The sequence below is a fragment of the Methylobacter sp. BlB1 genome (assembly GCF_015476545.1).
GTDB lineage: Bacteria > Pseudomonadota > Gammaproteobacteria > Methylococcales > Methylomonadaceae > Methylobacter.
On the sequence record NZ_JADMKV010000004.1, the window covers coordinates 1 to 21,535 of the forward strand.

The 21,535-nt window shown below is 53.0% G+C and carries 18 protein-coding genes; 4 read left to right on the top strand and 14 right to left on the bottom strand.

The window, feature by feature from the left end; genetic code table 11:
- From IT781_RS02800 to IT781_RS02860, 13 genes are all read right to left on the bottom strand, one after another.
- On the bottom strand, positions 1-1,561 hold a 1,561-nt coding region (locus tag IT781_RS02800; protein WP_194968617.1), incomplete at its 3' end, for a potassium transporter Kup.
- Between the two features lie 28 nt (positions 1,562-1,589).
- Positions 1,590-2,903 (bottom strand): sodium:proton antiporter NhaD, encoded by a 1,314-nt coding sequence (gene nhaD, locus IT781_RS02805; protein WP_194968714.1) that lies wholly within the window; start codon positions 2,901-2,903, stop codon positions 1,590-1,592.
- Positions 2,904-3,597: 694 nt separating this feature from the next.
- Positions 3,598-4,380, bottom strand: coding sequence for a class D beta-lactamase (blaOXA, locus tag IT781_RS02810; RefSeq protein ID WP_370526907.1), 783 nt, complete (start codon positions 4,378-4,380; stop codon positions 3,598-3,600).
- Between the two features lie 526 nt (positions 4,381-4,906).
- Positions 4,907-5,314 carry a hypothetical protein gene (locus IT781_RS02815; protein WP_194968619.1) on the bottom strand — a complete coding sequence of 136 codons (408 nt, stop codon included), beginning with the start codon at positions 5,312-5,314 and terminating at the stop codon, positions 4,907-4,909.
- A gap of 122 nt (positions 5,315-5,436) precedes the next feature.
- Positions 5,437-5,697: a hypothetical protein gene (locus IT781_RS02820; RefSeq protein WP_194968620.1), complete on the bottom strand. Its 261-nt coding sequence runs from the start codon at positions 5,695-5,697 to the stop codon at positions 5,437-5,439.
- A gap of 131 nt (positions 5,698-5,828) precedes the next feature.
- A complete protein-coding gene (locus IT781_RS02825) occupies positions 5,829-6,260 on the bottom strand; it encodes a hypothetical protein (RefSeq protein WP_194968621.1) in 432 nt (143 codons plus the stop codon).
- 220 nt (positions 6,261-6,480) lie between these two features.
- Complete coding sequence (locus tag IT781_RS02830) at positions 6,481-6,888, bottom strand: GFA family protein (RefSeq protein ID WP_194968622.1); 408 nt, start codon at positions 6,886-6,888, stop codon at positions 6,481-6,483.
- A gap of 136 nt (positions 6,889-7,024) precedes the next feature.
- Entirely contained in the window at positions 7,025-7,546 is a 522-nt protein-coding gene (locus tag IT781_RS02835) for a hypothetical protein (RefSeq protein ID WP_194968623.1), read from the bottom strand.
- A gap of 95 nt (positions 7,547-7,641) precedes the next feature.
- Positions 7,642-7,953, bottom strand: a complete 312-nt coding sequence (locus IT781_RS02840; protein ID WP_194968624.1) for a hypothetical protein — start codon at positions 7,951-7,953, stop codon at positions 7,642-7,644.
- Between the two features lie 308 nt (positions 7,954-8,261).
- Positions 8,262-8,969, bottom strand: coding sequence for a DUF5677 domain-containing protein (locus tag IT781_RS02845; protein WP_194968625.1), 708 nt, complete (start codon positions 8,967-8,969; stop codon positions 8,262-8,264).
- A gap of 305 nt (positions 8,970-9,274) precedes the next feature.
- Positions 9,275-14,017, bottom strand: a complete 4,743-nt coding sequence (locus IT781_RS02850) for an NAD-glutamate dehydrogenase domain-containing protein (protein WP_228778879.1) — start codon at positions 14,015-14,017, stop codon at positions 9,275-9,277.
- Between the two features lie 10 nt (positions 14,018-14,027).
- The gene (locus IT781_RS02855) at positions 14,028-14,453 is read right to left on the bottom strand and encodes an ATP-binding protein (RefSeq protein WP_194968626.1); all 426 of its coding nucleotides are present in this window, start codon (positions 14,451-14,453) and stop codon (positions 14,028-14,030) included.
- A gap of 8 nt (positions 14,454-14,461) precedes the next feature.
- Positions 14,462-14,800 (bottom strand): STAS domain-containing protein, encoded by a 339-nt coding sequence (locus IT781_RS02860; RefSeq protein ID WP_194968627.1) that lies wholly within the window; start codon positions 14,798-14,800, stop codon positions 14,462-14,464.
- Between the two features lie 196 nt (positions 14,801-14,996).
- Between IT781_RS02860 and putA the strand changes: the two genes are divergently transcribed.
- The 4 genes from putA (at position 14,997) to IT781_RS02880 (ending at position 19,833) form a co-directional block, all read left to right on the top strand.
- Positions 14,997-18,104, top strand: a complete 3,108-nt coding sequence (gene putA / locus IT781_RS02865) for a bifunctional proline dehydrogenase/L-glutamate gamma-semialdehyde dehydrogenase PutA (RefSeq protein ID WP_194968628.1) — start codon at positions 14,997-14,999, stop codon at positions 18,102-18,104.
- 220 nt (positions 18,105-18,324) lie between these two features.
- Positions 18,325-18,540 carry a bacterioferritin-associated ferredoxin gene (locus tag IT781_RS02870; RefSeq protein ID WP_194968716.1) on the top strand — a complete coding sequence of 72 codons (216 nt, stop codon included), beginning with the start codon at positions 18,325-18,327 and terminating at the stop codon, positions 18,538-18,540.
- A 17-nt stretch (positions 18,541-18,557) separates the two neighbouring features.
- Positions 18,558-19,022 carry a bacterioferritin gene (gene bfr / locus IT781_RS02875; protein WP_194968629.1) on the top strand — a complete coding sequence of 155 codons (465 nt, stop codon included), beginning with the start codon at positions 18,558-18,560 and terminating at the stop codon, positions 19,020-19,022.
- A gap of 151 nt (positions 19,023-19,173) precedes the next feature.
- Entirely contained in the window at positions 19,174-19,833 is a 660-nt protein-coding gene (locus IT781_RS02880) for a TlpA family protein disulfide reductase (protein WP_194968630.1), read from the top strand.
- A gap of 5 nt (positions 19,834-19,838) precedes the next feature.
- Here the strand turns inward: IT781_RS02880 and IT781_RS02885 are convergent, their stop codons facing one another.
- Positions 19,839-21,533 (bottom strand): diguanylate cyclase, encoded by a 1,695-nt coding sequence (locus IT781_RS02885; RefSeq protein ID WP_194968631.1) that lies wholly within the window; start codon positions 21,531-21,533, stop codon positions 19,839-19,841.
- Positions 21,534-21,535 lie beyond the last annotated feature (2 nt).

Consider the following 21,535-nt stretch of genomic DNA (forward strand, 5'->3'; position numbering starts at 1 on the left):
CGACCGTCAGCACCATGACTTGCTCGTGCAAGACATGATTGTGCTCAAGGTTGTGTGCCATCACCTGCGGCACGCCATGCAGGTTCTTGGCTAGATACATGGCCGAGCCCGGCACCGTCACCAGGGACTTATCCAATATTTTTTCTTCCAGTTCCTCGAACAGTACCCGTTTTTCATCCAGATAAGCCGCCAACAGTTCGCGGCCCTTGATCCAGGTGGTCATGGTCAGAAACAGCACCGTACCGATGAGCAGCGGCAACCAGCCGCCGGTCGGAATTTTCAGACTGTTCGATGACAGGAACAGGAAATCGATGGTAAGGAAAACCGACAAAAAAGTGATGCTGGTGATTTTGTTCCACTTCCAGAGTTCCTTGATGACGATGAATGCCAGGACCGTGTCGACGATCATGGTGCCTGTCACGGCAATGCCATAGGCCGAAGCCAGCGCCGACGAGGACTGAAAGCTCAGCACCAGCACGAATACCGAAACCATCAGCAGCCAGTTGACCACCGAGATATAGACCTGCCCCATCTCCTCGCCCGAGGTATGCAGTATCTGCATGCGCGGACAATAACCCAACTGTATGGCCTGCCGCGTCACCGAAAAGGCGCCGGAAATGACCGCTTGCGAGGCAATGACGGCGGCGAGCGTCGCCAGCAGCAGCAACGGATACAGTGCCCAGGTCGGGGCGAGCAGATAGAACGGGTTCTGTATCGCTTCGGGATGCTTGAGCAGCAGCGCGCCCTGGCCAAAGTAATTGAGCAGCAGGGCCGGAAATACAAAGCTGAACCAGGCATAACGTATCGGTTTCAGGCCGAAATGCCCCATGTCGGCATACAGCGCTTCGGCGCCCGTAATGGTCAATACGATGGCGCCCATGATCAGAAAGCCGTGCCAGCCCAGTTCGATCAGCAAATGCACGGCAAAATAAGGATTAATCGCAACCAGCACGCTGGGTGCGTGAGTAATATTGATAACGCCCAGGACAGCCAGTGTCCCGAACCAGAAACACATGATCGGCGCAAACAGTTTGCCGACATGGCCTGTACCTTTGGCCTGCAACACAAACAATCCGCCCAGCACGGCAATGGTAATCGGCACCACATGATGGGCTAACGGCGGGGCGACAATGCCCAAGCCTTCGACCGCGCTGAGTACGGAAATGGCCGGCGTGATCATGCTGTCTCCGTAGAATAACGCCGCACCGAGCAGGCCGATGGTGACGATAAAGCGCATCCTGCCCGGCTTATCCCGGGAACCGTGCAACGCCAGCGCCATCAGCGCCATAATGCCGCCCTCGCCTTTGTTGTCGGCACGCATGATGAAGATCGCGTATTTGGTCGTAACCACCAGCGTCAACGACCAGAAAACCAGCGACAGCACACCGAGCACATGGATGTGATCGATCGGCACGCCGCCGTGGAAAACTTCCTTGAGCGCATATAAAGGACTCGTGCCAATGTCGCCGAACACCACGCCTATTGCACTCAATGCCAAGCCGGCCAGTTGTTGCTTGGAATGACTTGGCTGAGTAGACACAGTTGCGTGTTGAATAGGCATGGCTAGCGTTCCAAATTTCAAGTCAGGATTAAAAGGAACCGGCGTTAACCAGGAAGTGCACGCCGATGGCTGCAAAGTAGCCCAGTAAAATCGCCGGAAGCCATTTCATATGGCTGCTGAAAGTATATTGGCCTTTGGCTTGTCCCAGCAAGCCTATTCCCGGCGCCGAGCCGATTGCCAGCAGACTGCCGCCGACGCCCAGCGTCAAGGTCAACAGCAGCCATTGGCCTTGAGGAATATCAGGCTGCATAGTAATCACCGCAAACATCAGCGTGCCGTTATCGACAAATGCCGAAGACAGGCCGATCAAGATATTCGCCAGCGTGGGGCTCAACTGGCCGTACAGCATATGCGAAATGGCATCCAGATAGCCAATATAGCCCAGGCCGCCGATGCCCATCATCGCGCCATAGAAAAACAGCAGCGTATCCCATTCCAGACGGCCGACTTTTTCGAACACATCGAGCTTCTTGGCGTGGGCATCGGCAATATCGAGATCACTGACATCGGCGCCCGAAAATAAATCGTACTCTAATTGCCTTAAGCTCCGCGAGTTTGAGGTTTTGTGCAGATAGAAAAAGAAAAATTGCAGCAATGACAAACCGGCCATCATGCCTGCCGCCGCCGGCAAACGGAGTTTCATATCAAAAGCGACAGCCAGGGCGATAGTGGCCCCAAACAGAAAAATGATGCGCTTTGCGCCGCGCGGCAAAACCACCCTCTCGGTCTCGACAGCCGGCTTGTCTTTGGGCAACGCAAAATGCATTGCCAAAGCCGGAACTAAAAAATTCACCAGGCAAGGCACGAACAGCTTAAAAAACTGAAGAAATCCCAATATGCCGTGTTGCCAGACAAACAAAGTCGATATACCGCCCAGAGGACTGAAAGAACCGCCGGCATTGGTGGCTATTACAATATTGATGCAGGCTAAGGAAACAAATTTCGGACTGTCTCTACCGACGGCGACCACTACAGCGCCCATCAACAACCCCGCCGTCAAGCCGTTGACGACGCTGGAGATAAAAAACACCATGAAGCCGGTAATCCAGAACAGTCGCCGATAACTCCAGTGTTTGCTGACCAGCCAGAATTTGATCGCTTCGAATATCCGCATGTCCTCCATAGCATTCAAGTATGTCATGGAGACCATGATAAACAGCAGCAATTCCATGTAAGTCTGCAAATTGCCCCTAAAGGCCGCGATGGCAAGCTGGTTTTGACCTTGCTGTTGATAGACTGTCACGATGACAGCCCAAATCAGCGCCGAAGCCAGCAACATCGGCTTGGATTTGCGCAGTTCGGTAACATCTTCGAGCATGGCCGCGATATAGGCGACGACCATCACAGCCAATGAAAAATAGCCTGCCCAGTGATGAGTCAGATCAAGCTGCTGCACCGCCGGCGTTACCGCTTCGTCTTCGGCATATCCCAAGCCCGGCACTAGCAATCCAACCGTTCCAAGCAGATAAAACAAATACCGCACTTCACTCTCCTGTGCCGATCAGACCAAGAAACTGATCGACAAGCCTTGATTATTAACAGATACAAAACGGCAGCCAGAAACTGCAGTTCACAAGGCCGGGCATTGTAATGAGCTGAGTGTAAAAAATGCGTAAAGAACCCAAATTCTTTCGTAGGAAGTGCTGATCTGCGATTGCAGTTTAGAGGAAGAGGCAGGCAATCTCCGGCCAGCGCCGAGTCTAATCGACCTCAATCTGAAACTGTTGAGAAGCGAGGAGTAGGCTGGGCTGGAGCTTTAGCGGAAACCCGGCAATGGGCGGCATGATGCTGGGTTTAGCAGCCCAGCATCATGCCATCAACATGCGGCGCAATACGCTCACACTATTGCGCCCTACGAATGCACCTTACCGCGTTGCTCGGGAGGATTCGAGAGAAATTCGGATTAACCGCTTCGATGATGGCGGATTGCTGACGCGAATCCGCCTTACGAGTTTTGTGTAAAAGTGCCTAACGTTTGAATTCACCAGCGTTGCGCGGCTTTTCGCAGGTCCGGTGGAATGATTTGGTTGGGCAGTTCACATTACGCCGATCGCTTTAAGGCTGGCTTTGCCGAGCTCGAGACGTTTAGCCGCATCGGCGGCCTCCCGAATGTCGATATTCAACGCGAAGACATATACATGACCGTTCTTCTTCGCCCAGCCGACCCACCAGCCGACTCCCGGATTCGGATAGTTCTCCCAACCGGTCTTGCCATAGAGCGTCCAGTTATCCTGCTGTTCCAGTCGGATAGATTCACGCACGGTCTCTTGTTGTGTTTGTGGAAATGGCAATGTCCCTTGAACCAGCCTAGCGAGAAACTCTGTTTGTTCCACGGCGCTGATTTTTAAAGGACCATCCAGCCAAAATCGATCAACAGCTGTCCCGACTTCTCCATTCCCGTAGCACATCGCGGCCAAGGAATCGCGCATGCGCGCAAGCCCGATACGTCTGGCGAGCTCCTGGTAGATGGCCACGTTAGACAGGGCGATGGCCTCGCGCAGGCTCATGTCTTTTTCCCATGCCTTGACGGATTGAGGTTTTCCGCCATAGGACAGAGTTTCATCGATACTCTTCACCGCGCCGATAGACAATCCTACGAGGGTATTGGCAATCTTAAAAGTGGAAGCTGGAATGAACGGCGTATAGGCCCGTTCACGATTGTGACCGATCAATTGGTGTTGTGTTACGTCATAAAGGACAAATGTGCCCGTCACGCCTGCACTGCGAAACAGTTGGTCCACTTGTGGGCTGTCCTGCCAATCAAGAGCGCCTACCTTGAACGAGTGCAGAAATAGAAGAGCCCCCAGCACAATTTTTATGACTTTCATGTCAAAACCTTCTTGTTTGATGAATAAACATTAGCGATGTAGGGTGGTTTCGCGCTAGCAAACCGCCATTGCCTCACGAGCAAAGCAACGACCCAAAAACATCTTCTGTTCGGAAAGATTCGAGAGAAATTCGGATCAGCCGCTTCGACGGCGGCGGATTACTGGCGCAAATCGCCTTACGAGTTAGGCTTTGTTTGTCATCGATCAACATGCGGCGCAATACGCTCACGCTATTGCGCCCTACGAATGCACCTTACCGCGTTAAAGCGGATTCTGTGGATGCAGCATCAAATACTTCCATCTCAGCTCGAGCATCTAACATTACGTCGTTTTGAATACTTTCCCAGTCAGACATACCGATAACTCATTTTTTGGAAATATAACGTAGAGCTAAGGGGCGTGCCGCTCACGGACGCTAAACGAAGCCCCAAAGCTTGATAAATTACAAAACTTTAAAACCGCCAAGGGGCGGCACGTCCCTTTGAGCGCCATGTTATGTCGCTTTGTATGTTTTGATTCAAAGGCTAAGTGCAAATAGAAGTAAAACTGTGGCACCAAGCTGAGAAATTGTGTACATGCCTCTATCAATCCTTTCTGGAATGCTTTTGTTTTTCCAAGTCTCGATGGCCCAGCCGCCGCGACCGAGAGTTGACGAGAGCGCAATAACAACCGCAGCAACACGAGTCCAATGACCTTTCTTTAACACTGAATACTCGCAATAGTGAAGAACGAGTAACGTACTCATTACTACAACAGACACGAGCCCAAGCGCTTTCCAGAAACGCGCTCGCATAACCCAAACTCTTTCTTCCCATTCGTTACGGTTTGCCAGTTCAGGAAACCACCGTTCACCGACAACAAAGAATAGTCGGGGCGACACATAAACCAAAATCCCCAACAGAAAAACCTTTCCAGATTCGAGCATTCGCTCCCCCAATTAGTGGAATTAGTTCAGAACAACATGACGTCAACATCAGTTTTTGCGAGTCCAGCCCAATGCAGCTTGGCTTGGCAACTTGTTAATGATGCTTGTTTTCTACTGCCTCACTAGAAGCAGCAAACTTTGATTGAGCACGCTTCATTTGCCAAACAAGCAACGCACACGGCCGCAGCAAGGAAATTAATTGCACTTGGACCACCATAAGTTACGAGCTGAGGCAATACTGCTAGCACCATAGCTGTAATATGAGTGCCTTTCGGTCGTTTTCTTAATGGTGGAATAATCATTGCGATTATTAGCCAAATTGCAGCTATGCCGAGAGATACGGCAAACGCACCAACAAATGCTCCAATTATTGCGGGATTCATAATTTATCTCCTGAGACATAACGTAAAGCTAAGGGGCGTGCCGGGCGGGGACGCCGAACGAAGCCGTAAAGCGTGATAAAAAACCAAGCTGCAAAATCGCCCTGAAACGGCACGTCCCTTTGAGCGCAATGTTAGGCTTCATCGCTCAGATTTTCCTTCTTACCAAATCGCCTGAGAATCTTTTCAACTATATTCGCTTCAGTTTCAGTGAACTGAGCTTCTTCACCTTCGGGCGTATTACTAATTTTTTGTTTTAGTTTGTAAAGCCGATAGCCACCGTACCCAAGACCGGCGGCACCTCCCACCGCTGCCCCACCAGCTGCTAACGGAACCCAAATTGGAGTGGAAGAAATAATGCCGACTGACATTAACGCACCAGTAATTCCTGACGCTCCGACAGTTGTGCCAAATATACCTGCACTACCAATAATGCTGCCCGCTGCGCCAGATAGGTATAGAGCACCAGCACCAAGAGCAGTTGAAGCTGCGGTAAGTAACCCTCCTATAGCTGCGGTGCTGAGATATGTTCCTGCAACGTAACCAGCAGCTGATGTAACAATCATTCCACCAGCCGCATGGGGCACAAGTGTGCCTCCAGCCGCGAGAGCAGAGATTATTGGGATGAGCGGTAGTGGCATTTGTATTCCTCCGAGTTTTTATTGAAACCTAACGCCATGCTCAGCTGCCATTTGCCGCGGGGATTTTTTGGGGGATAATAGCGAAGCGGCCCCAAAAAAGCCCCGCGGCAAATGGTCAGCTGGAGCTATTTGTTATGCGCTTTTACTAAAATTTTTGTGTATCCGATTTACGCCAATGTTCTGGAAAGCTTACCCATTCATGTTTTGACCTACTCCATGCAGCTGCCACAGGCTCAGGAAATTTTGGATCTTCAAAGCAGCCCACTGCAACACCAACTGCGCTTGGCATAAACTCGGCCTCCCAATGAACAGTAGTACCGCAATTAGGACAAAACACTCTTATTATTTTCCTACCTTCATCGTTAGTTTCAGTAAAAATATTTTTGTCACCACTGGTAGATATTATTTGATCATTACCAAAATATGCGCTAACTCCAAAGACAGACCCCGTTCTATTTTGACAATTTAAACAATTACAAGCGACAACCATTTTAGGATTACCACTCAAATTTATTTGTAAATTGCCACATGAGCACTGCGCTTTTCTTTCCATTTTCTATCCTCTGCCTTATCAAACTCTCTATGAATCTTTTGACGCATAACGCCTTGCTAAGGGGCAGCCGAAACGCAGTGTAGGCTATCCCGCGGAGGCCGCGCTTTTTGCGGCCGGAGTGAACTTGAGCAACTTGTTAGGCGCTGGTTTCATTGTGGTAATTTACAAGCGATTTCCGCGCTTCTTTAGCTTGGCCGGGATAACGCCCCGTAAGAATTTTACAGATTAAGGCAAAGACAACACCTACTACAAAAAAGAATATTACGATGGCATTTATTAGCCAAGCATATACAGCATTGCCTAGATCATCTGTGAAGGTGTACCAACAGACTGCAATAATTAAAATTACCTGGAGGATATTGCTCAGCCAATTCCATGCTGTGCGAATTATGCCTAGGAAATCAGATATTCTATTTTTAAATAGCTCGTCACTGAATTTTTCCATTGATATTTCGATGATTTTTGGCGCAAGCTGCTCGATTTTCTCTTCATCTTCCAGATCGGCAACTGGAATACCCAATTTTAACGCAAGCTCCCCAGTGGCTCTTTTCTTGTTCCTTTCCAATTCCCACGAAGATATGAACAAGATGATCAGCCCCAGAATTATTGAGACAATCACTGCTCCAGCAATATGACCAATAGCAATTAAAATATCCATAGTTCTATGTGCGCCTAACATAGAGCTAACCGGGCGCGGCCCTAAAAGCTGAAAAATGAAACCGCATTATAACCGCGCTCCGGTTGAGCGCCATGTTAGCCATTGAAGATCAACTCCTTCAAGCATGAAATATCTTCTTGTACTTTGGCAATGACGCCTGCAAATGAACTTGCTTCGAATGAGGAAATGCTTTCCCATGGGTTCCCTTCAATGTTGCGGGGATAACGACACAATTGGTCAGTCGGCGTGGCTCGCTTGTGCTTAGCAATCTGAAGCTTGAGTTCTTCGAGAATGCGTGGGTCGGGATTAACCAGAGCTACCTCTTCGTCACGGAAAGGGGTCTCGAAAGCGTACTTTATTTCCAGGGTAGAGATTGGCATACCGCTTGTGAAGATGCTCCAAGTCATGACCGGCGTTTCCACCAAATTGTTCGGTTGGAACTTTCTCAAGGATTGCGGCCTTTAGAAATAGCTCGACGCCATGGAACGTGAGTGACAAGACGACAGCGCCCTTAGGATAGGTTAATTCGTTGGGAGATGCAGCAAGGGCGCTACAGAGCCGCCCGGCTGACTCAAGGTATGCATCAGAGAACGCAAGAAACTGTAGCGAGGCGCTAAATGACTCGATCTCTGCGATGTGAACCATATGCCAAGTCATCATTGCTCCAGATGGCTAACGCCGCAATTAACTTGCGCGAACGAAGTGAGCGTCAATGTTAAATTGCATTGTTAGATGCATTTCTTTGCGCCTCTAGCTCATCATCATTTTCTTCTAACCAGGCTTCTAAAGCTTCAAATTCTGCTGGCCATATTTCGTTGTATTCGTACTCAAAGACATGTAAAACAAACTCTGTTGCTGGCTCTTGCTCCACACCAAAGTTACGAATCCAATTACTTTCGAACGTAGTCTCATACTCTGCGGGATTGGAATTGGAGTAGCCGTAAAGAACGCCGTCATAGTTAGGGTGAGCGCTTTCACTTAGGCGCTCGTGTAATGCCACAATCCCTTCGTGAGCACGCTCTGCTTTTTGGAGAACAGTGAGAATATTCACTGTTGTTTCCGGTGTAGATTCATTCCTTGAGCCCATTAGCAGTTTCTTAGTTACATCATCAAACTTAAAGAATGATAACTCCCCATTCACAACCGCATTCATTTTTTGATTCAGATAAATCAGTATGGCAAGTGTTTCCAAAGCGCTTCGTAACAGAACTCTAGCACCCAAATAATATTGGCGCTCGGAGAGGATCTCAATTTGCTCACCAAGGTCGTGCATTCTCCAAATCAGTGCCTCACGCACGACTAGACTGCGAAACGGCGCCTTCCATTTATGTGCAACAGCATTTCGTGAAATCAAGCCGCCAACATCCACAGATACTGGAAGGGCACCTTTCCAACGAGCCAATAGTTGTGCGTTTGTTTCCATTTTCATCTAACGTGATATATACGACATTGACTGTCCTATAAAAAATCTGATTTGTCGTATATTTCTCATAAATCCATTTAATTGATTGTTTTTATTACTCCAAGTGTACCTCAACAGGACACGGCGATCAAACAAACGCGACACTTCTTCTTCCCGAACAAATTTACTAAAAATATTCCGTACCATGGCAACGGCTGATCGATCTGACCGAATATGCATTGAATTCTCAGCCTGTTTTAATTGAAAGCCATCAGCTATCTGGCGCCATCCCATGTTAGAGGGCAAAACGACATATCATTGATACATCAAGCAGACCCATCCTGATTAACCAGACTTTCCAGTTCCCTATTCAAGGCGATATACGGCAACAAACTGGCCGGCAAGGTCATGTCAATTTCCTTGTAAATCCGCCGGTAGCGGTTGACCTTTTGCCTTTCGCGCGGCTGCTCGAAATAAGCGGCGCAGGTTTCGGCATTTTTGAGCGCCATCGTCTTGACCAGCTTGCCAACCGTACGCTGCATGCCTTCCTCCAGGTCATTGGCGACTCTTCTTTCCCAATGATCATGGCGCGGCATGGCTGCCAGGCGGTCATAGATAGTGTAAAGCCCCAGATAAGCGGTAGTGTCGTTGAACAGTTTCAGGATTGCGATGAAATCCTTCTCGGTTTCGGCAGACAGCGCCACGATCATCGGGAAATTTTCAAGGCTGTTGATAAATACGATCCTGCGAGCCAGCACCTCAGGAATGCCCTGCTGCCGGTAGGCATCAAAACGCGCCTGAAACAGCTCAGTTTCGATGAGGCCGGCTTGGTCAAAGTACATTTCGTAAGCCGTCAGATAGAGGCGGTAGCGGCGGATGGTCTGTTCGTCCGGATGGATTTTCCGGCCATGAATCAAAGCCCAGCGGCAGAAACCGGCCAGGATGCTTTCCAGTTCAAGCAACAGCGAATATTGCCTGTCGGCGGCCAGCTGATTGTCCAGCGCATGAATAGCCTGCCTGAAGGCATCGCCGTCCAGCACCTGGTCGAAGGTCAGGTAGCAGGTGACATTATCCATGGTGTTGACGTTTTGCCTGTCGATGTCGAGGCTCAGAAAGCTGCAGCCGGCCTGATTGATGATCTTGTTGCTGACGAAGGTGGCCCTGATTTCGCTGGCCAACGCATGGCTGGACAGATAATCACTGTAGCGCTCATTGACCTGTTCGGGAAAATAGGCCTGCAGATAACATTCACTGCAGGCCTCTTCGAGCAAAGAGACCTGCTCTTGTATCTGTTGCGTCAGCTGCATCTTGGCGGCAGCCATCAATACGGCCAGCTCCGGCCGGGTCAAGGTTTGCCCCGGCCGGGCCAGCACCTGCTTGGTCAGCGGAAAAGATTCGACCACCCGATCGAAAATGCCGGCGGCTTCCAGGCGCTCGGCCAGCAGCAGAAAAACCTCCGGGTTGTCGGCGCAACGCCGGACATCGAGCGACAGGCAAAGGCTTTGGGCGTAGTTATCGGCCAGCACCAATTGGCAGACTTCATCGGTCATGCTGACGAACAACTGTTGATAGTCGCTGATGACATTTTTCTTTTGCAGGCCGGTCAGCAGGATCTTCAGATTGACTTCATGGTCGGAGGTGTCGACGCCGGCCGAATTGTCGACCGCATCGGTATTGATGCGGCCGCCTTTCAGGCTGTATTCGATGCGCGCCTTCTGCGTGAAGCCCAGGTTGGCGCCCTCGCCCACCACGCGCGCGCCGAGCTCGGCCGCATTCGCGCGCACGTTGTCATTGCTGCGGTCGCCGACCTCTTCGTGTTTTTCTACAGCCGCTTTCACGTAGGTGCCGATGCCGCCCAGCCACAGCAGTTCGACCGGCGCGGTCAGCAGATAGCGGATCAGCGATTCGCCGTCCAGGATTTGGTAGCGCACGCCCAGCCATTTCCTGAGTTCGGCCGAAATCGGGATGTCCTTGGCCGATCGAAGATAAACGCCGCCGCCTTCGGAAATGAGGCTGCGGTCGTAATCGTCCCAGCTCGATCCCGGCAGTTCAAACAGGCGTTTGCGCTCGTTGAACGGCGCATCGCCCGGCATCGGATCGGGATCGATAAAGATATGCTGGCCGCTGAAGGCCGCCAGCAGGCGAATGCACGGCGACAGCAGCATGCCGTTGCCGAACACGTCGCCATCCATGCTGCCGATGCCGACCACCGTAAACGGTTCTTTTTGGATATCCTTGCCCAGCTCGCGGAAGTGTCGTTTTACGCATTCCCAGGCGCCGCGGGCGGTAATGCCCAGCGCCTTGTGATTGTAGCCCCTGGAGCCGCCGCTCGCGAACGCATCGCCGAGCCAGAACCGGTAGTCTTCCGAAATCCCGTTGGCGATATCGGAAAACCCGGCCGTGCCCTTGTCTGCGGCCACGACCAGATACGGGTCGACATCATCGTAAGTCACCAGGCCTTCGGGCTTGACGACCTGATCGCCGTCATAGTTATCGGTCAAGTCGAGCAACCCCTTTATCAAGGTAACATAGGCTTTTTTGCCGGCCGCTCTCAGATCAAGAGGCGCACCGTTTTTCTTGAGGACGAAACCGCCTTTCGCACCGGTCGGAATGATCAGCGCGTTTTTGCTGATCTGGGTTTGCATGAGCCCGAGAATCTCGGTCCTGAAATCGTCAGGGCGGTCGGACCAGCGTATGCCGCCGCGCGAAATCCGGCCGGCGCGCAGATGGATGCCTTCCATATCGAACGCATGCACGTATATCTCATGCTGCGGCCTGGGAGGCTGCATATCGATGACACCGAGGCTGTTGATCTTGAAGGCGACAAAATACTCGGACTGGCTGCGGCGCCGATGGAAATTGCAGCGCATGGTGGCGTCGATCAGATTGAACAGCGTGCGCAAAATCCGGTCGTCGTTGATGTCGGACACCGAGGCAAAGCTTTCGAGCAGTTGCAGGCGCAGCGGGAATAATATCTGGTCTTCCCTGACCATGAGATCCTGCCAGGCAGGGTCCGGCCTGAAGCGGGCTTCAAAATATTTGAACAGAAAATGCGCGACAGCCGGATTGTTCAACAAAGCGCGATGCAGACTGGCCAGTGTGGTGTTATGGCCCAGTTGCAAGTAATAATTGCGGTAAGCCCTGAGCACGTCGATGTCCTGCCAGTTCATGCCGGTCATGACCAGCAGGCTGTTGAGCGCGTCATTTTCGGCCTTGCCGTCCAGCATGGACTGGATCATTTCCAGCATGCGGCATTTCAGGCTGTTGAAACTGGCGCACTGGCTTTTGGCCGCCTTGACAGTGAAGCTTTTGATAAACAGCGCAGTGCCGTCGAGCGTGAGGCAAAACTGCATCTGGTCGATGACTCTCAGTCCCATGTTTTCCAGCATCGGAATGTATTCATCGAGGAAACGCTCCTGCCGGCTGAAAAAATGCAGCCGGTAATGCTCGATGTCCCGATAAGGGCTCAGCAGGTTGACGCGCTGGGCGCCTGATGCCAGCACCTGCTTCAAGTGCACGATATCCTTGATCGCGTAACGCGGCGACACCCGGGTTTTATATTCCACCGAGAACAATGACGGGTATTTCTGCCACAACCGGACGTTAATGTCCCGGCCGAAAGCCCTCTCCGCCAGTTGCATGAACGATACGGACCAGGGCCGGGCCAGCCGGTTCAGCTGGCTGTCCAGCCTGTCGACATTGATCGTGGTCAGTTCCCGTTCAGGGATCAGCGCCAGTTGCAGGCCGATGTAACTGCCGCCCGGGATAACTTTGCGGCTGTTTTCCACGCGACAGGCCAGCTCCCGGCACAGCAAATCGAACAGAACCGCCTCTATGCCGTCCCTGTAAAGCGCGATCGGCACGATGATCAGGGCTGATAGCCTGTTCGGGCTGGCGCTGGCCAGTATCAGCAACTTGATGACTTCGGGCCGGTAAAGATAGCGTTTCAGCGACTGCGCGATCAGGTGCAGCTGAATGTCATCGGACAGAAACACTTCGACTTTTGGAAACAGATTGAAGATTTCCTTGAGCTGAAAATATTCATGGCTGTTGCAGTAGACTTTGATGGCATGCAGCGTACGGTCTATTTTTTCACTCAGCGCCGGAATCGTATTGAGGGTTTCGTTCATCTCCACTTCATCGAACAGACCGAAGAACGCGTGCTCTATCCACGCGCCATCCGCCCCGGTCTGCCTGAAGCCCAGATAGACCAACGGACGCGCCTGGGCAATCGGGCTGATGACCGGAATGGCTTCAACGATGACTTCGGTTTGCCGGGCCAGTATGTTTTTCAGGCTGCATGGGAAATCCGCATCATAACAGGTATAAGGCGCAATATCGGTTAACGCGTCCTCTGCCAGACTGATCATTTGCTGCACCGGCAAATCGGAGGAAAACCGCTGCCAGGCGACAAAAACGAATGCGTCATCCTTAAGCCAGTCGATAAAGGCGGCGTATTTTTCCAGCGCGGCGATTTGCTTCAGCCCGTTCAGTTTGCCGTGCATCTCGGCGCGGCTGCGGTCGACCTTTAATGCGGCGGCAATGACCCGGGCAATGCCTTGCAGCAGCAACGCATCATATGTTTCGTCGACGAACCCCAGACGGATCACAATCAGCAGTTCGGTACCGCCCGATAGCGCGTCGTTTTCCAGATAAACCACATGCCCGTCGCGGCGCCTGACGCTTAGAACCGGGTGCGCCAGCAATTCGATAGCGATGTCCAGCTTGGTCTGCAAAGCCATGATCGAATCCACGATATGCGGGACATTCTGGCAATTGACCAGCAATAACCGGTTGTCGCCTTCGTCCAGCGGGACAATTTTCATCGCGGCGGCTTCGGGCTTTGTTTCGATAAAGTCCAGTATGTGATCGATCAGCCCGGCCAGCAGCGGAGCCGGAAAAGCAATCAAATAACTGTCGGGGAACAGCAGATAATCGGCCAGTTTTCTTAAAAACCGGCGCCTTTGGTGGTCTTGGTGGGAGTCAAGAAGACACTGGACGGCCACCAATTGCTGGCGTTGCCGCGTCCCTTTGACGGCATGTTCATCACTGATCAGCAAGATATCCAACGGCACTCCCTCATTTCAGGTATTTGACAATCTCCAGCACATTGTAGTCTTCTTGCCGCGTATACGTCACCGAATCCATCAGGGTCTTGATAAAAAAAAGGCCCATGCCGCTTTCCTTGGGATTTTCAAAGTCCGGTACCGGCACGGCTTCGAGATCGAATCCCTGGCCGTGATCGTAAACCTTGATTTTGACGGCATCTTCCTGAATTTGAATCGTTATTCTGACCGTCTCTTCGGGGTTGTTGTAATTGGCGTGCTTGATGGCGTTGATGGTCGCCTCGGTCAGCACCAGGTTTAAATGATAGGCCAATGCCTCGCGATCGCCGGCAAAATTTTCCAGGTATTTGCCCAAGCCTTCTCCGACACTGCCAATCAAATCCAGATATTTCGTCTGTGTCGGAATGACGACATCAACCTGGATGTCCGAACTGTACATACACCCCTCTAAGATTCACTTTCAAATGCCTCATCCAAATCAGCATAAATTTCAAAAACCCGGTTCAAGCGGGTCAGTTCAAACATCGACAGCACCTGCGGCTGCAAGTTGGACAAAGCCAGCTTGCCGGATCTGGCCGCCGTATTTTTATAGCCGGACAGCAAGGCGCCTAAACCTGAGCTGTCGATAAAGCGCACGCGCTCCAGCTGCACGATGATATTCGTCTCGCCCTGCTCGATCATACCCAGAATATATTCCTTCAATTCCCCGGAGTTGTGGGCGTCTATCCTTTCAACTTGAATGAACAGCACGTTATAGCCGTCTATTTTTTCCTGATTCAATTTCATCTTGTTTTTCTTCTGTTCCGGTTCAATCGGCAGGTCTGCCGGCTCGCAAGCCCGGCACCCTATAAAAATGTCATCTCTTTTTGCATGTTATCAGGATAATTAATTCATGTCGTCATCCAACAAATTTTTGAGATATCCCTTGTTTCATTAGTCTAAAATTCAGCAAAAAGTTCACGATTTTATGGGCGGAACCCGTATGGCAGACACATCGACAACAACCTTGCGCACGGCGATCAGCCAGGCTTATCTGGCCGATGAGAAGGATATCATCGCGGCGCTGAGGGCAAGCCTGAATACGTACGATGCGGCTGCCGTCGGCGCATCTGCCGAAGCGCTGGTGAACGCGGTCAGAGCCCGAAAGCGGCACACCGCAATTGAAGCGTTCCTGCACGAATACCAGCTCAACTCCCAGGAAGGCATTGTCTTGATGAGCATTGCCGAAGCCCTGCTCCGCATTCCCGACCGCCGGACGCAGGACCAGTTTTTGCAGGAAAAGCTGACTGTCGCCGACTGGCAGCGCCACGTCCAGCAAAGCGATTCCTTCTGGGTCAATCTGTCGACGCGCGCCTTGGTGTTTACGCGGCAATTCGAAGAACTGACGGCGCCATCGGAACAGCACTGGTTTCCGGTCTTCGAGCAACTGCTGTCCCGAATGGGCGCGCCGCTCATCCGCAACGCCCTGAATCAGGCCATGCAGCATATGGCCCTGCAATTTGTCATCGCCGAAACGATCGAGCAGGCCATCGCCCATAGCGAACAGCAGCCAACCTACCGTTATTCATTCGATATGCTGGGCGAGGCCGCGTTGACGGCGTCCGATGCCGAGCGTTATTTCCAGTCCTACGCCAGGGCCATCACTGCACTGGCCGGGCATGCTGGCAACAACGACATTTATGCCAATCCGGGCATTTCGGTCAAATTATCGGCGCTGTGCCCGCGCTATGAGCCGCTGCAACGGGCGCGTGCCGTTAGCGAACTGACGGACAGGCTGCTGCATCTGGCCAATCATGCGCGCGCGGCCAACATTTCCCTGACTGTTGATGCCGAGGAATCCGAGCGCCTGGACATGTCCCTGACGATCTTTGCCGCCGTGCTGGCGCAACTGGACGGCTGGCCGGGCCTCGGGCTGGCCGTGCAGGCCTACCAGAAACGCGCCCTGCCGGTCATCCGCTGGCTGGCTGCGCTGGCCGAATCGCGGCATTGCAGGATTCCGTTGCGGCTGGTGAAAGGCGCCTATTGGGACAGCGAGATCAAGCGGGCCCAGGAAAACGGCCTCAGCGATTATCCGGTGTTCACGCACAAATCGGCGACCGACGTCTCTTATCTGGCCTGCGCGCAGTTCATCCTATCGCGGCCCGATGCGTTTTATCCGCAATTTGCCAGCCATAATGCGCACACGCTCGCGGCCGTCCATCAAATGGGCAAGCAGCATCCGGGCTATGAATTCCAGCGCCTGCACGGCATGGGCGAAGCGCTTTATGACGAAATCATCGAACATCAGGGCTGGCAGGTTCCCTGCCGCGTCTACGCGCCGGTCGGGCATTATCACGAACTGCTGCCTTATCTGGTCCGGCGCCTGCTGGAGAACGGCGCCAACACGTCCTTCGTCAATCAGATCGACCATCCCGACATCAGCGTGGCGGATCTGACCGGCGATCCGGTGGCAACGGCAGAGGCGACAGGATTGAAATCGCCGATAGTCCTGCCGCGCGATATTTATGGTGAAAAGCGGCTTAATTCGAGCGGCGTCAATCTGGCCGATCCCGAGGTGTTGAAGCAATTGCAGCAGGACCTGAACGCCCTGGCCGACCAACACTGGACGGCCGCGCCGCTGATCGACGGCCAGCTCTGTTCGGGCGAGGAACAGGTTGTCGCCAATCCCTGGGACAACCGGCTGACGGTCGGCACGGTCAGTCATGCCGGACAGGACTCTATCGAGCGCGCCTTGGCAAGCGCCGCCAGCGCTTTTGAGGACTGGAGGCATTGCCCTGTCGAGACGCGTGCGGCCTGCCTGAAGCGGGCCGCCGACCTGTTCGAACAGCATCGTCTGGAACTGGTTTCGCTATGCGTGCGCGAAGGCGGCCGCACGATCAGGGACGCCCTGTCCGAAGTCAGGGAAGCGGTCGATTTCTGCCGTTATTATGCGCAATCCGCGCTTGAATTATTCAGCGAGCCCATCCGGTTGCCCGGCCCGGTCGGCGAAGACAACCGGCTGTATCACTATGGCCGCGGCGTCTATGTCTGCATCAGCCCGTGGAATTTCCCGATCGCGATTTTTACCGGCCAGGTCGCCGCCGCGCTCGCGGCCGGCAATGCCGTCATCGCCAAACCGGCCAGCCAGACTGCGCTGACGGCCATGCACTGCGTGCGCCTGCTGCACCAGGCCGGCATACCCGAATCCGTGCTGCAATTCGTGCCGACAGACGGCCGTACGACCGGCCAATATGTCCTGCCCCATCCGCAGGTGGCCGGCATCGCCTTCACGGGGTCGACAGCCACGGCTAAGTTTATCAACAGGCAATTGGCCGAGCATCATCAGGCCATCGTGCCGATCATCGCCGAAACCGGCGGCCAGAATGCCCTGATCGCCGACAGTTCGGCCCTGCCGGAGCAACTGGTGCAGGATGCCCTGCTGTCTGCATTCAATAGCGCCGGCCAGCGCTGTTCGGCCTTGCGCGTGCTGTTTGTGCAGGAGGAAATCGCCGATAAAACCATCGCCATGCTGACCGGCGCCATGCAGGAGTTATCAATCGGCAATCCCGGCCTGACCTCGACCGACATCGGCCCCGTGATCGATCATGCCGCGCTGGGGCCGCTGACGGCGCATCTTGAAATAATGAAGCAGCAGGCCAGGCTGTTCTATCAACTGCCGCTGGATGATGCCTTGCAGCATGGCAGCTTTATCGCGCCGACCCTGATCGAGATCGACTCGCTGTCGCAACTGACCCAGGAAGTCTTCGGGCCGATCCTGCACCTGATCCGTTACCGCGCAGCCGATCTCGACCAGGTCATTGCCGCCGTCAACGCCACCGGCTACGGCCTGACGCTGGGCATACACAGCCGTATTGCAGTGACGGCCGAAAAAATCCGGCAAGGCGCCAAAGCCGGCAATGTTTATATCAACCGCAATATGATCGGCGCGGTTGTCGGCGTGCAGCCTTTCGGCGGCATGCGGCTTTCAGGCACCGGGCCCAAGGCCGGCGGCCCCGATTATCTGCGCCGCTTGGTTGTCGAGCAGACCGTGACGACCAATACCGCCGCAGTCGGCGGCAATGCGGCGTTACTGACTCAGGATTTGCGGTAGGCTGAGTTGGAGCTTCAGCGTAAACCCGGCATCAGACTTCGAAATGCTGGGTTTACCAAGCCAGCCTACCCAGCTCAGGGTTTGCGTTAGGATTTACCAGCTCGATCTGCCATGCTACAGGCAAAGCCGCCCCGCAAGTTAATGAATCGCAAAAATATGCTTTGTGTTTCAAATGAGAATTGTTATCATTTGTAAAAATACTACTTTACCGGAGATTCCCATGTACGTATGTGTTTGCAAAGCAGTCACAGATTCCCAGATTAAAAACGCGATTAATAATGGCGTTTGCACGCGCAAACAGATATTCGATTGCCTTGGCGTCGGCAGAAATTGCGGGAAGTGCAATAAACAGATCAAGGAACTGCTTGACGGAAACCGCCGGCAGCCATCTATAATGCAGGAAGCATCAAATGAACCCATTCTTAACGCGTATTAGCAAACAAGAGGTGTAGCATGCAAGGAGACAGTCAGGTTATCGAATATCTCAATAGGGCGCTGACTAATGAGCTGACCGCCATTAACCAGTATTTTTTACATGCTCGCATGTACAAAAACTGGGGTTTTCAAAGACTGAACGAGAAGGTCTATCACGAGTCCATCGATGAAATGAAGCACGCCGATCGCTTGATCGAACGCATCCTGTTTCTGGAAGGTCTGCCCAACCTGCAAAGCCTCGACAAGATATTGATCGGCGAAAATCCCCAGGAAATGCTCGAATGCGATTTAAAACTGGAACACAACGCCATCCCGTTGCTCCGGGAAGCGATTGCCTACTGCGAAAGCGTTAAAGACTATATTTCCAGGGAAATCCTCGAACACATTCTCGAAAGCGAGGAAGAACATGTCGACTGGCTGGAGACCCAGCTTGAACTGATCGGAAAAGTCGGGTTGCAGAATTACCTGCAATCGCAAATGTAAAACGGCTCGCCAATGCGCTCCCGATCGTCTAATAACGAAGCATTCTTATACCGCAAGCCCTGGCCGCATCACGTATCTATTTTTTACTCCGGATTTAAGTACGAAGGCGACTGAAGCCGCCCCACAAACTATTCCGTTTACGAGAGCAAAAATGACCGCACAAATAGGCCAGCCAGCGCCGCTGTTATCGGTTTCCGACTGGGTTCAGGGCGGACCAGTCAATTTCGATCAGATGACTGGCCGGGTCGTGCTGGTGGAAGTGTTTCAGGTCAACTGTCCGGGCTGTTTTTTATATGCCTTGCCGCAAGCAATCTATCTGCATGAGCGTTATGCGGGTCAGGGATTGTCGGTTTTAGGCGTAGCGACGGCGTTTGAGGATTTCGATAAAAACAATCTGAACAATCTGGCCCGGCTGGCCGAAACAGGCCAGGTTGTCGGCGAAACGCTGCTCGCATTAAGCCAGCGCGGCGAACTGATCGACGGACGCCTGCCCTATCGCATTCCTTTTCCGCTGGCCATGGACCGCTTGAACAAGCGTGAGGGCGATATAACCGACGATGATATCCTGTTCTTCATCAGGACGCGCGTGCCCGACTTTGATCAACAGCCGGCAGCTCATCAGCGACAACTCTACAAGCGAGTACAGAGCTATTTTCAATCCCTGATTTACCGGGCAGAGACCTTCGAGCGTTTCGACCTGAAAGGCACGCCTTCGCATATTCTGGTCGACAAACGCGGCGTTTTAAGGGATTGCGCTTTTGGTGCCTGCCCGGAACTGGAAGCGCGCATACAGGATTTACTGCAGGAATAATCTTGTCAATCCGGACAATGCCTGCACGTAACCTTGACCCGATTGCGCCCGCCTGATTTGGCGCGGTAAAGCGCATGGTCGGCGCGAATCAGAACTGCGTCGGCCTGGGCATCTGCCGCTTCCATAGCCGCAATGCCGATGCTTACCGTCGTGGAGATGGACTGGCCGTCGATCTTCAGTGGCATGTCTGCAATTTTCTGACGCAAACGATCGGCAAAAACAACGGCCGCCGCCAAGTCTGTCCCGGACAGGTAGATAGAAAACTCCTCGCCGCCCAGCCGGCCTATCGTATCGATCCTGCGCAATTCGTGACGCATGAGCGTTGCAATATGCTTGAGTATCTCATCGCCGACCGCGTGGCCGTAAGTATCATTGATGTGCTTGAAATGATCGATGTCCAGCATAAGCACGGATACATGATGGTGTTCGAGGCGCTGCAGGCGCGCCAGCTCCTCGGCCAGCCGGGCCATAAAATGACGGCGGTTGAATAGGCCGGTCAGCGCGTCGGTCGTAGCCATTTCCCAGAGTTCGGCTTCCAGGCGCTTGCGCTCACTGATGTCGAGTTTGACGCCGACAAAATGATTGATAGCGCCATTCTCGTCTCTGACCGGAGCGATCGAGAATTCCTCATAATAAAGGCTTCCATCCTTGCGTCTGTTGATCAGTTCGCCATGCCAGGTGCCGCCTTTCAGAATGGTCTGCCATAAATTCTGATAGAACTCCTCGTCCTGCAGACCCGATTTCACCAGCTCCGTCGGCCGGAAACCGATCGCTTCTTCCTTTGCATAACCCGTCAACGTCTCGAAGGCCGGGTTGACCCATTCGATCCTGGCCTGGGTATCGGTAATGACGACGCCGTGATTAACGGCTTCGAGCGCAGCGACCAACAAGCGGTCGCGTGCCTCGACCAGCTTGCGTTCGGTAATGTCCTGATGAGATACGACAACATAGCGGCTATCGGTTTGAAAGCGCGTCACGCGCGCGACGAACCAGTGCTGTTCATTTTTCGAGTGACAGGCATATTCCATGACGAAAGTATCCTGTTCACCCTCGATGACAGACCGGATGCCGGCCGCCATTGACGCCGCCTGCTCCGAACCGGGACCGACAGCGTTATCGCAGACTGTCAGGTAATTGGTTCCTGACATGGAATCGCTATGTCCGGGGAAGTTTTTCTCGTAGAAATTGCGCCAGGACTGATTGACGATGACTATTTTGCCGTTCCGATCAATCACACAGATATGCGCGCTCAGCGCGTCTATCGTCGAAATGGCGAACTGCTCCGAATCGTGCAGGCGATGTTCCAGCCGGGCCCGGCTGATGGCATAACGGATGGCGCGGATCAGGCCTTCAGTGTCGAAGCTGCCTTTGACCAGATAATCCTGAGCGCCGTAATCGAGAGTACGCAACGCGAAATCCGTATCGTCATGGCCGGTCAGTACAATGATGGGCAGCGGGCCCGCCGCCTGCCGGCAGGCGTGCACGGTTTCAAGCCCGCTGGAATCGGGCAATGACAGATCCAGCAGCAAAACATCGTAAGGCAGACTCTCATGGAGCTGTGCCCGTGCCTCGGCAAGCGTAGCGACCCAGGTGATATAAAAATTCACGGACCGGGCCGCGAGCAAGGTCGAACGAATCAGATGGGCATCGCCCGGTTCATCCTCGACCAGCAATACGCGACAGAGTGTCGTATCGATCATAT